The 17,149-nt window shown below is 64.7% G+C and carries 11 protein-coding genes; 1 reads left to right on the forward strand and 10 read right to left on the reverse strand.

What is annotated here, in order from left to right:
- Positions 1-146: 146 nt before the first annotated feature.
- The 5 genes from M2361_RS10460 to ggt form a co-directional block, all read right to left on the reverse strand.
- The gene (locus tag M2361_RS10460; RefSeq protein ID WP_259248773.1) at positions 147-2,015 is read right to left on the reverse strand and encodes a dipeptide ABC transporter ATP-binding protein; all 1,869 of its coding nucleotides are present in this window, start codon (positions 2,013-2,015) and stop codon (positions 147-149) included.
- A 14-nt stretch (positions 2,016-2,029) separates the two neighbouring features.
- On the reverse strand, positions 2,030-2,908 hold the full coding sequence (gene nikC / locus M2361_RS10465; RefSeq protein WP_050449336.1) for a nickel transporter permease: 879 nt from the start codon (positions 2,906-2,908) through the stop codon (positions 2,030-2,032).
- Positions 2,905-3,849 carry an ABC transporter permease gene (locus M2361_RS10470; RefSeq protein WP_100855332.1) on the reverse strand — a complete coding sequence of 315 codons (945 nt, stop codon included), beginning with the start codon at positions 3,847-3,849 and terminating at the stop codon, positions 2,905-2,907. Before M2361_RS10470 ends, nikC begins: the two co-directional genes overlap by 4 nt.
- A gap of 144 nt (positions 3,850-3,993) precedes the next feature.
- Entirely contained in the window at positions 3,994-5,508 is a 1,515-nt protein-coding gene (locus M2361_RS10475; protein ID WP_259248779.1) for an ABC transporter substrate-binding protein, read from the reverse strand.
- Positions 5,509-5,557: 49 nt separating this feature from the next.
- Complete coding sequence (gene ggt, locus M2361_RS10480; protein ID WP_100855330.1) at positions 5,558-7,186, reverse strand: gamma-glutamyltransferase; 1,629 nt, start codon at positions 7,184-7,186, stop codon at positions 5,558-5,560.
- 114 nt (positions 7,187-7,300) lie between these two features.
- Here ggt and M2361_RS10485 point away from each other — a divergent pair, with 114 nt between their 5' ends.
- A complete protein-coding gene (locus M2361_RS10485) occupies positions 7,301-8,203 on the forward strand; it encodes a LysR family transcriptional regulator (protein ID WP_259248781.1) in 903 nt (300 codons plus the stop codon).
- 3 nt (positions 8,204-8,206) lie between these two features.
- Here the strand turns inward: M2361_RS10485 and M2361_RS10490 are convergent, their stop codons facing one another.
- The 5 genes from M2361_RS10490 to M2361_RS10510 form a co-directional block, all read right to left on the reverse strand.
- Positions 8,207-10,378, reverse strand: coding sequence for a phosphocholine-specific phospholipase C (locus M2361_RS10490; protein WP_259248784.1), 2,172 nt, complete (start codon positions 10,376-10,378; stop codon positions 8,207-8,209).
- Between the two features lie 35 nt (positions 10,379-10,413).
- Positions 10,414-10,605: a hypothetical protein gene (locus tag M2361_RS10495; protein ID WP_259248786.1), complete on the reverse strand. Its 192-nt coding sequence runs from the start codon at positions 10,603-10,605 to the stop codon at positions 10,414-10,416.
- 21 nt (positions 10,606-10,626) lie between these two features.
- Entirely contained in the window at positions 10,627-12,639 is a 2,013-nt protein-coding gene (locus M2361_RS10500) for an alkaline phosphatase family protein (RefSeq protein WP_259248788.1), read from the reverse strand.
- A 151-nt stretch (positions 12,640-12,790) separates the two neighbouring features.
- The gene (locus M2361_RS10505; protein ID WP_259248790.1) at positions 12,791-14,746 is read right to left on the reverse strand and encodes a PhoX family phosphatase; all 1,956 of its coding nucleotides are present in this window, start codon (positions 14,744-14,746) and stop codon (positions 12,791-12,793) included.
- Positions 14,747-15,037: 291 nt separating this feature from the next.
- Positions 15,038-17,008, reverse strand: coding sequence for a PhoX family phosphatase (locus M2361_RS10510; protein ID WP_259248792.1), 1,971 nt, complete (start codon positions 17,006-17,008; stop codon positions 15,038-15,040).
- Positions 17,009-17,149 lie beyond the last annotated feature (141 nt).

Genomic DNA, 17,149 nt, shown 5'->3' on the forward strand with positions numbered 1-17,149 from the left:
GATCAACATCGCAGCCCAGGAGTGACCTCGCATCCTCGACCTCACATCGCAGCCCAGGACCCACGGCAGTCTAGGATCCGCATCGCCCTCCCAGGATCAACATCGAATCCTTAGATCCACATCGAATCCCAGGACCAACATCGCCCTCAATAAACCCCAATCGAATGCCGCGCCACGAAATGCCCTTCTCCGACGGCAACCAGCGGCTCCACCAGCGGATCGTCTCCCAGCTTTCTCATCGGGCTGGGAATCTCGTCCACCAGCAGCGACCGTTCACGATGCCGTCGTTGCGGGTCCGCGATCGGCACTGCCGCCATCAGCTTCTTCGTATACGGATGCTGCGGGTTTTCGAAGATGGCTCGGCGGGGGCCGATTTCGACGATCTGGCCCAGGTACATCACCGCCACCCGGTGGCTCACTCGTTCCACCACCGCCATATCGTGCGAAATGAACAGGAACGACACCCCCAGTTCCCGTTGCAGATCCAGCAGCAGATTCACGATCTGCGCCTGGATCGACACGTCCAGCGCCGACACCGACTCATCCGCAATCACCACCTTCGGATTCAACGCCAACGCCCGCGCAATGCAGATACGCTGGCGCTGCCCGCCCGAAAACTCATGCGGATAGCGGTCGATCATTTCCGGCAGCAGCCCGCACTTTTCCATCAGCCAGCGCACCCGTTCCTCGGCCGCCTTGCCCTTTGCCACCCCGTGGATCAGCAGCGGCTCCATGATCGAATAACCCACCGTCATGCGCGGGTCCAGCGATGCGAACGGATCCTGGAAAATGAACTGGATATGTTGGCGCAACGTCTGCATCGCGCTACCGCGCAACGCGCCGATGTTCTTGCCGTCGAACTCGATCGTGCCGCCCTTGCTCTTCACCAGTTGCAACAGCGACCGACCCGTCGTCGTCTTGCCGCAGCCCGACTCACCCACCAGCGATAAAGTCTCGCCCGGGTACAGATCGAAACTGACCTTCTCCACCGCATGCACACGCTTCTGCACCCGGCCCAGAATGCCGCCCGTAATATCGAAACTCGTCGTCAGGTCCCGCACCTTCAGCACCGGCCCGTTCTCGCGCCGCACCGTTGACGGCGCCGCCACCGGCGCATCCACCAACGCCGCCGGGTCCGCCACCTGCGCCGCCTCTTCCAGCTTCAACAGCGGAAACGGCGCCGGCTCATCCGTGCCGTGCATCGCCCCCAAGCGAGGCACCGCCGACAACAACGCGCGAGTGTAAGCATGCTGCGGACGCGCGAAAATCTCGTCCGAGCCGCCCTCTTCCACCTTGTCGCCGCGATACATCACCAGCACCCGGTCCGCCACTTCCGCCACCACGCCCATATCGTGCGTGATGAAGATCACCCCCATGTCCATTTCTTCCTGCAACTGACGGATCAGTTGCAGGATCTGGGCCTGGATCGTCACGTCCAACGCCGTCGTCGGCTCATCGGCAATCAGCAACTGCGGCTTGCACGACAGCGCCATCGCGATCATCACCCGCTGCCGCATCCCGCCAGACAGCTGATGCGGATAACGATCAAGAATGGCCCGCGCCTCGGGAATGCGCACCCGCTCCAGCATGCGCAGCGTTTCCGCACGCGCCGCCGCCGCATCCAAACCCTGGTGCAATTGCAAGGCCTCGGCAATCTGGTTGCCCGCCGTGAAGCTGGGGTTCAGCGACGTCATCGGCTCCTGGAAAATCATCGCCACGTCCGCACCGCGCACGCGCTGCAACGTCGTGTCCGGCGCGTTCGCCAAGTCCAGCACCTCGCCATTGCGGCGGCGCAGGAACATGTCGCCATTGATGATCTTGCCGCCGCCATATTCCACCAGCCGCATCAGCGCCAGCGACGTCACCGACTTGCCCGAACCCGACTCACCCACGATGGCCAGGGTTTCGCCGCGATCCACATGGAACGACACATTGCGCACGGCGTCCACCGTGCGATCCGGGGTCTTGAAGCGCACCGACAGGCCATTGACCTCGACGACGCGTTTGGAATCCATTGTTGCCATAGTGATTACTTTTCCTGACGCGGATCGAGCGCGTCGCGCAGCCCGTCACCCAGCAGATTGAAGCCCAGCACCACCAGGAAAATGGCCGATCCGGGAAAGATCGACATCCAGGGCGCCTGGGTCATGAAGTTCTTGGCCGTGTTCAGCATCGAGCCCCACGACGGCGTCGGAGGTTGCAGGCCCAGCCCCAGGAACGACAGGCTGGCCTCGGCGATGATGGCCGTGGCGATGGTGATGGTGGCCTGCACGATCAGCGGCGGCATCACGTTGGGAAACACGTGCCGACCGATGATCCGCAAGTCGGATGCGCCCAGCGCGCGCGCGCTCTGCACATAGTCTTCGTTCTTCACCGCCAGCACCTGCCCGCGCGTCAGCCGCACGAACTTGGGCGCGGCCGATACGCCAATGGCGATCATCGCATTGGTCAGGCTGGGTCCAAGAAACGCGGCCAGCGCAATTGCCAGGATCAGGAACGGAATGGCCAGCAGCGCTTCCGTGGCGCGCGAAATGATGCTGTCCGTCCAGCCGCCGAAGTAGCCGGCCGCAAGCCCGAACGGCACCCCGACCACCAAGGCGATCAGCACCGACACCAGGCCCGCCATCAACGACGCGCGAGCGCCATAGACCATGCGGCTGAAAATGTCGCGGCCCAGTTCATCCGTGCCCAGCCAGTACGACGCCGACGGCGCCTTGCGGATGGTGGTGAAGCTGGTCTGCAAGGGATCGTGGTTGGCGATAAACGGCGCCAGCACGGCCAGCAGCACGAAGAACGCCACGATGCCCAAGCCCAGCATCGCGATGTGGTTGCGTTTGAATTTTCCCCAGGCGCGATTGCGGCTGCGGGGCGGCGTGACGGCAGCGGCCGTTGCAGTATTTGCGCTCATGAGTGCCTCAGGCGGGGGTTGACCAGGATGTACAGAATGTCGGCCAGCAGGTTCATCAGAATGAAACCCACCGCCACGCAGAGCACCACGCCCTGCACCACCGCGTAATCGCGCGTGAACACCGCGTCCACCACCAGCTTGCCAAAGCCCGGAATCGTGAAGACCTGTTCGGTCAACACCGCGCCGGCCAGCAATTCACCAAACAGCAAAGTCACCAACGTCACGATCGGCATCAACGCATTGCGCAAGGCATGGCGCAGCACCACCTTGCGCGGCGACACACCCTTGGCGCGCGCGGTGCGCACGTAATCGGCCGACAGCGCCTCCAGCATCGACGAGCGCGTGTGCCGCATCAGATACGCGGCAATGGCGGTAGACAGCACCAGCGACGGCATCAGCATCGTCTTGATCGACAGCCAGAAATCTTCGGCCGGCGACACATAGCCCGATGCCGGCAGCAGCTTCCATTGCACCGACACCACCATGATCAGGATGATGCCCAGCCAGAAATTGGGAATCGACATGCCGGACAGCGCCGCGATGTTGGCGCCCATTTCAATGGGCTTGCCCTTGCGCACCGCAGCGATGATCCCCATGGGAATACCGATCAAGAGCGCAAAGAACATGGCCATGGCGGCCAGTTGCAAGGTCACGGGCAGCTTTTGCGCGATCAGCGTCGTGACGGGCACGTCGGTACGCAGGGACTTGCCCAGATCGCCTTGCAGCACCTGCCCGGCCCAGGCCGCGTATTGCACGGGCAGCGGGTCGTTCAGGCGGTATTTGTCGCGCAGATAATCCAGCACGGCCGGGTCGCGCTCTTCGCCGGCCAAGGTCAGCACCGGGTCGCCGGGCAAGATTTTCTGCAGCATGAAGACGATCATCGACACCAGTATCAGTGTCGGTATCGCGACGATCACGCGGCGCAAGATAAGTTTAAGCATGTGGGGAAAACCGTAGAACAGGAACGGCGGACGGGCTCAGGCGAACTTCACCTGGCGCGCGTCCGCCGCAAAAAGCCGTGGGACGCATCGCTGCGCCCCACGCGCGCGGCAGCCGCCAAACAGGCGGGCCGCCGCGCCTCGTCGTCACTTCTGCGCGAACGTCACACCCTTCAGACGGATCATGCCATCCGGATACGGCGTGAAGCCCTTGACCTTCTTGGCCATCACGAACGGCCACGGCTGGTAGTAGTTGTACACGCCGGGCAGCTCGTCCTGCATGATCGTCAGCGCCTTTTCGTAGATGACCTTGCGCTGGGCTTCATCCGGAATGGTGCGGGCTTCATTCAGCAGCTTGTCCACTTCCGGATTGCAGTAATGGCCGTCGTTCAACGCACCCTTGCACGTCACGAAGGCGTAGATGTTGCCGTCCGGATCAACCCGGCCGGACCAGCCCAGCATCACGATCTGGAAGTTGCCGGCCGACGCTTCTTTCTGCAGGGCCGCGTATTCCGTGGGACGCAAGGACAGGTCAAAGCCCGCCTCGGCCGCCATGGCCTGCACGATTTCCGCGATGGACGAGGTGGTCGTGTTGTTGCCGAACACCAGCTCGGCCTTCACGCGTTCCATGCCGGCCTGCTTCAACAGCGCCTTGGACTTGGCCACGTCACGCTGGGTAACGGGGAACTTCTCGCTGTGATACGGGCTTGCGGGCGGGAACGGCTGCTGCGCGGGTTCGAAGATGCCGCCGCCCGCCACGTCATTGATGACGTTGCGGTCGATGGCGTACTGGAACGCCTGGCGCACCAGCTTGTTCTTGAACGGGTTGTCTTCGGCGCGCTTGCCGTTGCCCACGTTGAACATGAACTGCTGGAAGCCCAGGCCCGCCACCGGCGCGAACGTCAGGTTGGTGTCGGTCTTGACCTGCGGCGCGTCCGACGGGTTCAGGCGTTCCAGCATGTCCAGGTCGCCTGCGCGCAGGTTCGACAAGCGCACCGTGGTGTCGGGGATGGGCAGGAAGGTGATGCGCTGGAAGGCGTAGTCCTTGGCGTCGTAGTACTTGTCGAACTTCTCCAGCACGATGCGGTCGTTCTGGATGCGTTCCACAAACTTGTACGGGCCCGAGCACACGGGCTTGCGGCCCACGGCGGCCACGTCGGCGTCGTTGAAGGTCGCGGGCGACAGCATCATGCCGGCGCGGTCGGACAACTGCGCCAGCAAGGTGGCGTCCGGCTTTTTCAGGGTAAGCACCAGCGTCGTGGCGTCCGGCGCGTCTACCTTGTCGACCGAGGCCAGTTCGCCCTTGCGCAGGCTGTCCGGCAGGGACTTGGCGCGTTCGATGTTGGCCTTGGCCGCGGCGGCGTCGAACTTCGAGCCGTCGTGGAACAGCGCGTCGTCACGCAGCTTGAAGGTCAGCACCTTGTTGTCGGGGCTGAACGACCACGACGTGGCCAGTTGCGGCACGAAGTGCAGCTTGGGATCAATGTCCACCAGCTTGTCGCACAGCGACGTGAACACGATGCGGCCCACATAGGTGCGGGCGCGGTGCGGGTCCAGCACGTCCGGATCTTCCTGCAGGCCGATGCGGATGTTCTGGGCGCACGCGGCGCCGGCGGCCAGCGCCAGCAAGCTGGCGCCGAAGGTCAAGGTCAAGCGTTTCATTGTGGTATTTCCCCTTGGTGCTTGCGATGCTTGAATGTGAAGGGCTGTCTTAGAAGCCGACTGCCTGGCCGTCGCGGCGGCTGTCGCTGGCGGCGACGTAACCCAGTTCGTTGTCGTTTTCGGACATGCGCCAGATGAACTGGCCGGCGCCGAAGTCCATGTACGGATCGTCAACGGACTTCAAAGCATGCCCCAGGTCTTTCAGGCCTGCAATGGTGGAGGCCTTCATGTTGGTCTCGATGTCCAGCGTGAAGTCGCGGTTGACCTTCCAGCGCGGCGCGCAGCACGCGGCCTGCGGGTTCTGGTGGTAGTCGATCATGCGCACGACCGTCTGCATGTGGCCTTGGGGCTGCATGTCGCCGCCCATCACGCCAAAGCTCATCACCGGCTTGCCGCCGCGCGTCAGGAAGCCCGGGATGATGGTGTGGAACGGGCGCTTGCCGCCTTCGACCACGTTGGCCGACTTGGGATCCATCGAGAAACCCACGCCACGGTTCTGCATGCTGATGCCGGTGCCCGGCACGACCACGCCCGATCCGAAGCCCATGTAGTTGGACTGGATGAACGAGATCATCATGCCGTTTTCGTCGGCAGCGGTCAGGTAGATGGTGCCGCCGGCATGCGGGCGGCCGGCTTCGAAATGCGTGGCCTGGTCCAGGCGGATCAGCTTGGCGCGGCTGTCCAGGTAGGCGTCCGACAGCATCTGCTCGGGCGTCACCTGCATGGCGCGCGGGTCGGCCACGTACTTGTACAGATCAGCAAACGCCAGCTTCATGGCTTCGATCTGGATGTGCTGCGACTGCACCGAATCCACCGGCATGTCGGACATATCAAAGCGTTCGACGATGCCCAGCGCGATCAGCGCGGCGATGCCCTGCCCGTTCGGCGGGATTTCGTGCAGCTCGTAGCCACGGTACGACTTCGAAATGGGCTTGACCCAGTCCGGACGGTAGTTGCGCAGGTCTTCCAGCGTCATCGCGCCGCCGCATTCCTTGCTGAAGGCGGCGATGCGTTCGGCCAGCTCGCCTTCATAGAAGTCGCGGCCCTTGGATTCGGCGATGCGGCGCAGCGTGTTGGCGGCGTCAGGAAAGCGGAAGTGTTCGCCGACCTTGGGCGCGCGGCCCTCGGGCATGAAGGCGGCGGCGTAGCCGGGCTGCGACTTCAGCTCGTCGGCGGCGGCGGCCCACTTGTGCGCCACGACCGGCGGCACGGCGTAGCCGCGCTCGGCGATTTCGATGGCGGGTTCGAACAGTTGTTCGAACGGCAGCTTGCCCAGCTTTTCGTGCAGCGCGGCCCAGCCGGCCACCACACCCGGCACCGTCACGGCGTCCCAGCCGCGCTTGGGCTGGATGGCCAGGCCGTCGGGGCCCGTGCCGTACTTGGCCTTGAAGTATTCGGTATTCCACGCGGCGGGTGCCACGCCCGACGAGTTCAAGCCATGCAGTTCCTTGCCGTCCCAGACGATGGCGAAGCAGTCGCCGCCCAGGCCGCAAGACACTGGTTCCACCAGCACGATCGTGGCGGCGGCCGCAATGGCGGCGTCCACGGCGTTGCCGCCCTTGAGCAGCATGCGCAGACCCGCCTGGGCCGCCAGCGGGTGCGACGTGGACACCACGTTGCGCGCGAACAGCGGGATGCGGACGGAGGGATACGGGTTGGCCCAGTCGAAGGTTTTCATGTGCTTGTCTCTAAACGGTCTGAACGGTTAAGCAGGCGAAGGTACTCTCGTGATCTAATTAAATCAATTTGATTTTTTGTTCCGTCATAAAAGAAATTTTTATGGGTCACCGCTATGAGCACCATCCGGTTTTTACGCACTTTCCTGGCGGTCGCCCACCATGGCTCTTTTTCGGAAGCGGCCGAGCAAGTAGCGCTGACCCAGGCCGCCGTCAGCTTCCAGATGCGGTCATTGGAAGCCGAGCTGGGCCGGGAACTGTTCGACCGCAGCGGCCGACTTGCCATTCTTAACGCAGCCGGCCGCGAATTGCTACCTGAAATCAAGCATTTACTGGATTTATACGACCGAATGCGCCTACCGAGAACCGTGCCGGGCGAATTGGCGGGCGCGGTATCGGTGGGCAGCATCGTGTCGTGCATGGGCACGCTGTCCAAGGTGGTATCGGGGCTGAAGAAGGCCCACCCCAAGCTGGACGTGCGCATTCTGTCGGGCAAGGCCAGCGAACTGGCCGGCAAGGTCGAAGACGGCGAACTGGACGCGGCCTTTCTGGTGGAAGCCGGGCGCAAGATGGCCAGCACGCGCTGGACGCCGCTATATGAAGAGCAACTGGTGGTGATTGCACCCGCGTCGGCGCCCGGCAAGGATGCCCGCCAGGTGCTGGCCGGCAACCCCTTCCTGCGCTTTGATCGCACGCAGCGCACGGGCTTGCAGATCGACCGCCTGCTGCGGCGCCTGGCGGTGCCGCTGAATGAATTCCTGGAACTCAACGCCATCGAGACGCTGGTGGAACTGGTGCGTCAGGAAGTCGGCGTGACCCTGCTGCCGCTGATCAATGGGTCCAACTGGCAGCACAGCCCCGAGCTACGCATTCTGACGCTGCCCCAAGACTTAGGCCCGCTGTCGCGGGCCATCGGCATGCTGGAACGGCGCGAACATGCGCGCCAGGGCATTACGGCGGCAATCTGCGATGCGTGCGCCACGGCTTTCCGGGCGCGCGAACCGCAAACTGCCGCCTGAGCCTTACGACCCCATTGCCGGGTCGGTCACCGACGGCTTGCCGGTTTCAACGTGGCCGGCAAAGCGGCGCAGGTAGGCCGGGTCTTCCGCCAGGCGGGCGGTGAAGTCGTACCAGTGGCCGCTGCCTTCCAGCGCCCAGTGCTGTTCCACCTTGGCGCCAGCCGGCACGGTCAAAGTCCAACGCTCGTTATTGCTGTAGTAGGCGTTGGGCGTGACTTCGAAGGTGCAATCGACCTTGCCGCTGTTGATGAAGCTGACGTAGAGGTCGCCGTTGGCGATGTCGTAGCAGACGCGGATTTCCGGGTCCAACTGCGACGTGCGCGCCAGGGCCAGGTCGCCCGCGAAGTGGCGGAGATAGCCATTGGGACCCAGCACCCACAGGTCGTACTTGCCGCCATCGGCCGCCGTATCCCAGCTTCCTTCCAACTGCTTGTCGGGCTCTACCGTGTAGCGGCGCGGCAGGCGGTCCAGATGCAGGCGGTCATACACATGGAAGACCGCCGCCTGCTTGCCGGTGTTGGAGAACAGCAGCCACATGGCGCCCATGGTGGGCTCGCTGCGACCGCTGGTATGCAGCTCATACGGCAAGGGGCGCGCATAGCGATAGCCCTTTTCCTGCTCGGGCTTGGCCTGCACCGTCGTGTCCGGCAGCGGCACGGCGGTCAAGGCTTGCTGGTCGGCGCGCACCTGGTCGGCGCCCGCGCGCGTCAGGCTGTTCAAGTCGGGCAGCGCTTCGTCGTTGGGCGTGGCGAAGTTGAAGGCCGAGGTCAGGTCGCCCAGCACGGCGCGGCGCCACGGGCTGATGTTGTCTTCGGGCACACCGAAGCGCGCTTCCAGGAAACGCAGCACCGAAGTATGGTCGAAGGCCTGGGAATTGACCCAGCCGCCACGGCTCCACGGCGACACCACGTACATCGGAACACGCGGGCCGGGGCCGTAGACGCGGTTGTCGGCAGCGTCCTGCGCCGAGGCATGCGTGTGGCGTTCCAGGTCGGTATTGACGGTGGACGCGCCCGCCATCGAGCCATCGGCGTTCAGCGACGGCGCGGCAGGCGGCGGCACGTGGTCGAAGTAGCCGTCGTTTTCGTCGAAGTTGATCAAGAGCACCGTCTTGCTCCAGACGTCCGGGTTGGTCGTCAGCGCGTCCAGCGTTTCCTGGATGTACCACGCGCCCTGGATGGGGCTGGACGGGCCGGGGTGTTCGGAATACGTGGCGGGCGCCACGATCCAGGACACTTGCGGCAAGGTGCCGTTGTTGACGTCGTCGCGCAGCGATTGCAGGAAACCGCCGTCCGGCATGGTGTTGGCCGTGCCCTTGTACAAGGGGTTGGCGGCGTCCATGCTGGGCGTCCAGGCCGGATACGGCGAGCCATTGGCGGCGTTGCCTGCCTGTTCGTTGGCGCGGCGGTATTGCTGAAAGCCCGCCAGCGAGTTGTCGCCGAAGTTCTCGGGCAGGTTCTGATAGACCTTCCACGTCACGCCGTTCTCTTGCAGGCGTTCCGGATACGTCTTCCACGTCCAGCCGGTGGTGGACGCACCCAGGCTGTCCCACTGGTTGCGGGTCGACGGGCCATTGCCTTGGGCCAGCGGGTCGTTGGTGCCGGTCCACAGAAACAGGCGGTTGGTGTTGGTGCCGCCGTGGGTGGAACAGTGGTAGGCGTCGCACAGCGTGAAGGCTTCAGCCAGCAGGAACTGAAAGTCCACTTCTTTCTGGCGGTAGTAGCCCATGGACTGGTTCTGCTTGTAGCGCGGCCACTGGTCCATGCGGCCGCCGTCCCACGCCATCTGCGCGTCCATGTAGTCATGCGGCGTGCCGGCCACGCGCTGGGCGTTGCCCTGCGTGCTGTCCAGGTGATACGGCATGACCACGCGGGTGCCGTTGGTCTGTTCCCACACCGAACGGTTCTGCGGCAGCGGAATGGTGATGCGATCGCCAAAACCGCGCACGCCCTTGTACGTGCCGAAGTACATGTCGAACGAACGGTTTTCCTGCATCAGGATCACCACGTGTTCAACGTCGTTGATCGTGCCGGTGCGGTTGTTGGCGGGGATGGCCAGCGCGCGGCGGATGGCGGGCGGGAACATCGACAGCGCGGTCAGGCCGGCGGTGGACGCGGCGGCGTTGCGCAGGAAGCGGCGCTTGCCGGCGTGGATCGGGTCTTTTTCGGACTTCACGGATGGGTTTCCTATGACTCGGTAGGGAGCGCGCTTCAAGGGGCGCAACGCAGTTCGGGCTTGGTGGGCGTGGGCGGCACGGGCGTGGGCGTTTCCGTCCCGCCGCCGTTATCGGGCGGCGTCGTGCTGTCGTCGCCGTCATCACCGCCGCAGGCGGCCAGGGTGGCGGTCAGCATCAGCACCGCGCCGGCACGCAGCAGGCCGCGCAAGATCAGGGAATGGCTCATGGTTTTTCTATCCTAGGAACATCAGGGAAACAGGTCGGAAACGGACTTGCCGGACAGCGCCAGGGACTTCACTTCGTCCTCGGTCAATGCGCGCGACCAGAAGGCCAGATCGTCAAAATTCATGGTGTAGGCGCCCTTGGTGCCCGCGCAGCAGATGCCGTAAGTGCCTCGGCCGTCTTCGTTCAGGCCGATGTGCGGACCGAACACGCCGGCCACCAGCCCCAGGTCAACCGAGCCCGTGGTCGTGTTGCGGCGCAGGAAACCGATTTCGCTGTCATAGACGAAGGCCGTCATGGTCTTGGCGGGCTTGTTGATGGTCATGGCGATGTAGACCGGCTTGTTCGCCGTGAACTTCAGCCCGTTGATGTCGGCGCGATACCCGCCGCCCGCCACGTTGAAGCGCAGCTCGGGGCCCGCCCACTGGGCGATGGTGATGCCGGGATTGCCGCCGGAGTTGTAGTCCTTGTTGCCCAGGATCGAGCGGTCGTTCGCCGTGCCGTCCGACTGGTACCAGAAGCCGATCGTGAAGACGGGCAGGCTGTCCAGCATGCCGGCCGGGTAGTCCAGCTTGAAGGCGCCCAGGGCAGCCGTGCCGCGCTCGTTCTTGAACATCTTGCCGAACACGCCGGCATCGGCGTAAGCCGGCGCCTGCACGCCGTCATACGGGGTGATGACCCCGCCGCCCGCCGCCACGTCGGTCACATTGCCTTCGAAGGGGAACAGCATCGTCAGGCCCGTGCGCAGCGACGCCAGCAGCTCGACCGGCTTGGCATACACCACCGTGGCGCGGGTGGCGCTGGTGGCGCGGCCCGTGGCCACGCTGTAGTTCAGCGTATGCACACCTTCGGTATCGAAGGTGAAGCCGGTATCGGCATAGCCCGTGTCCGTGCCGGGCAGGCGCGCCACCTCGACGCCGTCGCGGCTGACGATGATGTCGCCCACGGGTTCGCCCACGCGTACCCAGGACAGCGTCACGGTCTTGTTGTCCATGGACGTGCGGGCCGACAGGCGGCGCAGCGCCAGGGGTTCGGACAAGGGCGTGCCCGCCATGTCGTATTGCCCCTCGGCGGGCAGCGCGTCCAGGTGCGCCAGCAGGGTGGGCGCGATGTCGGCGGCGCTGGGCAGCGCGTACCAGTTGTTGTCCCAGACGCCGTCAAACGACGCGTCGTCCGCGCTGCCGCCCAGCAGCGTCGGCTGGTTCGCGGCCAGGAAGATGGTCTTGTTCGCCGCTTGCGGCAGGCCGTCGGCCACGCCCGTCTTGCCCAGGCCGTGGCTGGACGCCACCACCATCATCCAGTTCTCGTTGGGGTGTTCCGCGCGGCGGTCGGCAATCTGCTTGGCCAGCACGCCGATGGCGGCGTCGGTCTGGCGGATGACGGCGTTGTAGTTGGCGCCGAAACCGCTATCGGACGCGGCGCGCTCGGGTGCGCCGAATTGCGCAACAACCACGTCATAGCCTTCCGTGATGCGGTCACGCGCTTGCGAGGCGACGCAGTCGTCAACGCCCGCGCAATCGGTCAGGGTTTGCAGGTAGCCGGCGTCGCGGTCGCTGCCGACCAAGCCGGCCAGCAAGGGCGAATTGAAGGCGCCCGCCGTGCGCGCCTCGGGGTGCGCCGTCTTGATGCGCTGGAACAGGCTGGCCACCTTCATCGCCTGGCCCGCCGCGTTGGAGCGCACGCCGTGCACGTCCGCCCACTGGCCGGTCAACAGGGTGGCCCAGCTTGGCGCGGCCAGCGTGGGTTGCTGGGTGACGTCGCCCGTAACGCCGCCCGTCCAGGCGCGCGTGGCCGTCAACTGGCCGATGTTGGCCAGCGTCTTGTCCGCCACGCCTTGACGCATGGCGTCATACGTCAGGCCGTCAACGCCGATGAACAAGACCTTGTCGACCGTCGCCGGGGCCGGCTCGGTCACGGGCGGTTGCGTGGGCGGCGGCGCTTCGGCGCCGTCATCATCGTCATCACCGCCCCCACAGCCCGCCAATGCGCTGGTGGCCAGCACCATGGCGCACCATCTTCTCCAATCCATTGCTTTCATGCTTCTCTTCTCGTTTCATGAACAGGGTTTACGCTGCGCACATACTGGCGGGCGAACGTGAAAGGTCCATGAAGGGAAGGCCAGAAAGTTTGATCGACGGATCAGGATTCTTTGGGGAGGGGATGGCGCCCGCCCCACCCCGTGCGGGTCGTCAGGGGTTCAGCGTCACCCCCGTCAGGTAGCCCACCGACGCACCCGCGCCGTCCTTGTAGTTGGCCTTGACCAAGGGTTCCAGCACGGGCCGCACCACGTCGTGTACCTCGTTCCAGTCCGCCGTGTGCTGGAAGTTGCTGGTGATGTAGGTCCAGCCATTGATGTCATCCACCGCGTGCAGGCCCGTGGATTCGGCGGCAACAGGACAAGACAACAGCCGCGACAAGACGCGCGTATCCACGTTGAACGCCCACAGGAAGCTGTTCACGCGGCCCATGCTGTCTTCGCCGATGAACAAGGTGCGCAGCTTTTCCGAGAACTTCAGGTTGTCGGGGTTCGAAATGCAGTCGCTTCGATGGCGGTTACCCAGCGCGTCCGGCGCGGCCAGCAACGCGCCCACCAGTTCGGGCACGGCGGCCATGTCCACCGGCACCCAGTCGCTGTCGATGGCAACACCGTCGGTGTCCGACTGCGCCCCTTGCAGGTGCAATTGATAGACCGCGCCCGCGTCCGGCCCTTCCACGCGCAGGTGCGGCGACGTGCCATCGACCATGGACGTTTCAATGTGCGCCATGGCGGTGTACGCGATCTTGTCGCGCGCGTTCACCGTGGTGCCTTCCATCTTGGTGAAGGCCAGCGTGCCGCCCGCAAGCGCGGCGTAGCGGTGCGTTTCCAGAAAGGCCGCGGCCTGGCGGCGGCCCGGCTTCAGCCTGACCCAGTTGTCTTTGCCGTCAAAGCGGATATGGGTGTAGGTCGTATCCACGGGGTCGGCCGTGCGCACATCCATGATGTCGGCGGCGCTAAGCTCGTCCGCCATCTCCTTGACCTCGGCGCTGGTGGCGTGGCCCAGCCGTATCCAGCGCAGCACCGCCGCGCCCGGCCCGACGCCCGACGTCTGCATCCAGCGGGCCACGTAGAGCGTGCCGGCCGACAGGTCCGCCTTGCGGTCGGCCACGAACATGAACAGGCCGCCGTTGGTGGCGTCGTCCCCCATCAACGCGGTGCGCTGGTCGGGCATGATCTGCACCAGTTCATGCGAGATGCGGCCCATGCAGTAGTGCTTCTTGATGCTGCCCGTGCCGTCCGGGTTGACCGTCACTTCGGGCAGATGGCCGTAGTGATACGGGTTGGCGCGGCGCGCGTCGCCATACAGGTGGCGGCTGAACGCCCGGAACCACGGCGAGTCGCGCGCGGTGGTGGCGTCGGGCTCGTATTCCTCGCTGGACAAATGCGTGTTCCACGGCGACAGGCTGGCCCCGCAGGTGACCCACAGGCCATGCACCGGCGCGGTGTCCACATTGCAGTAACGCACCAGGCGCAGCGCGCCGGTTTGCAAGTCTTGCGCCAGGGTCAGCACGGCAATCGGCGATGGCAGGTGCCTCCACATGTCGTCGCCCGCCTGGTTGCGCGACAGGTATTCAAACTGCACCACCGCGTACACGGTGGCCTCCGGTGGGCCGGTTGCGCCGTCGGCCTCGCCCACGGGTCGGGCCAGCGTCAACAGCGACATGCCATCCGGGCAGTCTGAAAAAAATGGCCGTGCGCGCTTCGGCACAGAGGTATCCAGGATGGGCTTGCCGTTGATGTCGACGTAGCCGCCCGCCAGCACGGTGCCGCCCTTGCCATCGGACACCTGATCGCCCGTCATGAAGAACGCTTCGTAGCCCAGCTGCACGCGCCGCCGCGTGCCGTTGGCAAAGACAAGCTCCATCGCCGATTCCACCGTGGTGCGCGCCATGCCCGCCGGATCCGACAAGCCCGGCGCGGGCATGGAGATGAATTCGGCGGACTGGAACTCGGCGGATAGGGATTCAGCGGATCGCGTGATGGTGGCCGCCGACGCATGACGCCCGGCCAGCAAGCCGGCCAGCGCCCCGCCGCCCAGGGGCAACATCGGCGCGCTGCCCAGCATCTTGAGCAGCCGGCGACGATCAGTGTGGTCAGGATTTTTCATGTGAACGCTCCCAGGTTCAAACACCCAACAACGAACCGGCCATGCGCGCACTGGCCTCGCGCGACCGCGCGCCAGGGCGCATGCCGGAAGACACATCAAACACATCAGGCAAGCCTGACGCCGCCGAGTGTAGGAGCCTGCCGGCCATGGGATGGCCGGCGTTACACCTGAGAAATGATTCCCGTAAGTACTGATGCCCGCTGGTACTGATGCCAGACGTACATAGGGGACCGGCGAACCGGTCCCCTGCCCTGCAACGTCAGCCATCAAGCCGACGCAACATGCGCTTGCTTACGCGCCGATCTTCACACCCGTCAGGTAACCCACCGCCGCGCCAAAGCCGTCTTTGTAGTTGGCCTTGATCAGCGGTTCCAGCGTGGGCCGCACCACGGCATGCACGCTGCCCCAGTCACCCGGGTGCTGGAAGTTGCTCATGATGTAGGTCCAGCCATTGATTTCATCCACCGCCTGCAAGCCGGTGGATTCCGCCGCCACCGGGCACGACAACAGGCGCGACAAGGCCTTGGTGTCGACGTTGTAGGCCCACATGAAGTTATTGACGTGGCCGCCGCTGTCTTCACCCACGAACAGGGTGCGCAGCTTTTCCGAGAACTTCAGGTTATCGGGGTTGGACACAAAATCAGCGTTATGCGTATTGCCCAGCGTGTCCGGCGTGGCCAACGGCTTGCCGATCAGCTCGGGCACGGCAGCCATGTCCACCGGCACCCATTCGCTGTCGATGACACCGCCGTCGGTATCCACCTGGCCCGCTTGCAGGTGCAGTTGATAGACCGCGCCGGCGGAATTGGCTTCGACCTTGAAGCCCGCGACCTGGCCGTCCGTCATGGACGATTCAATCCGCGACATCGCGCTGTACGCGATCTTGTCCTTGATGTTGACGGTGGTGCCTTCCATCTTGGTAAAGGCCAGCGAACCGCCCACCAGCGCCGCGTAGCGGTGCGTTTCCAGAAAGGCCGCGGCCTGGCGGCGGCCCGGTTGCAGCTTGACCCAGTTGTTCTTGCCGCTGTAGCGGATCTTCGTGAAGGACGCATCGCCGGGGTCCGCCGTGCGCACGTCCATGATGTCGGCGGCGGTAAGCTGGTCGGCCAATTCCTTGACCTCGGCGCTGGTGGCGTGGCCAAGCTTGATCCAGCTCAGTGTGCCGGCGCCCGGGCCCGTGCCCGAAGTCTGCGTCCATTTCGCCACGTACAGCGTGCCGGCCGACAGGTCGGCCTTGCGGTCGGCCACGAACATGAACAGGCCGCCATTGGTGGCGTCGTCGCCCATCAGCGCGGTGCGCTCGTCGGGCATCACTTGCACCAGCTCGTGCGAGATGCGGCCCATGCAGTAGTGCTTCTTGATGGTGCCGGTGCCGTCGGGGTGCACCGTCACTTCCGGCATGTGGCCGTAGTGGTACGGGTTGGCCTTGTTGGGGTCGCCATAGACGTTGTTGCTATAGGCCTGGAACGAGGCCGAGCCGACAGCCGTCGTCGCGTCCGGCTCGTACTCTTCGCTGGACAGGTGCGTGCCCCACGGCGACAGGCTGGCGCCGCAGGTGATCCACAGCCCATGCACCGACGAGGTGTCCACGTTGCTGTACTTGACCAGGCTGAGCTTGCCCGTATTGGGGTCTTGCGACAGCGTCAACACGGCGATGGGCGACGGCAGCAAGCCATACATGTCGTTGCCCGCCTGGTCGACCGACTGGTATTCGAACTGCACCACTGCATAGACGGCATTGCCCGCCACGCCCGGCACCGTGGTGGGGGCCGACAGCGCCAGCAACGACGTGCCGTCCGGACAGTTCGAGAAAAACTGGCGCGCCTTGGCGGGCACCGAGTTGTCCATGATGGGCGCGCCGGCCAGGTTGAAGTAACCGCCGGCGATGGCGACGCCACCCTTGCCGTCGGGCACGTTGTCGCCCGTGATGAAGAACGGCTCGTAGCCCAGCTCGACCGTGCGCTTGGAGCCATCGCTGAACGCCAGGTTCATCGCCGAACTCACCGTGGTGCGGGCCATCAGTTCCGGGTTGGCCAGCGTGGGCGCGGGCATGGACGTGAACGACGCCGACGTGAAGGTCACCGGCGTGGCGGGCGGCTGCGTGCCCGTGTCGGGCGGCGTGACGACCGCGTCGTCATCGTCATCGCTTGAATTACAGCCGGCCAGCAACGCCGCCATGCTGACGCCGCCGATCGGCAGCATCGGCGCGCCTCCCAGCATCTTCAGCAGTCGGCGGCGATTGGCTTGATTCATGTCTTGCATGCGGTTTCCCTGTTGGTTCGATTGGATGCCCAAGCGTTGAACCTGAGCGTGTCCGCATGCTAGAGACGCGCCATGTAGGCGGAATGACAAAAAACTGTAGGGAAGCTGAATCGGGCGGAATAGGCGGGGGTTGCTGCGTTG

The organism is Achromobacter sp. JUb104, from assembly GCF_024806975.1.
Taxonomy (GTDB): Bacteria; Pseudomonadota; Gammaproteobacteria; order Burkholderiales; family Burkholderiaceae_B; genus Achromobacter; species Achromobacter spanius.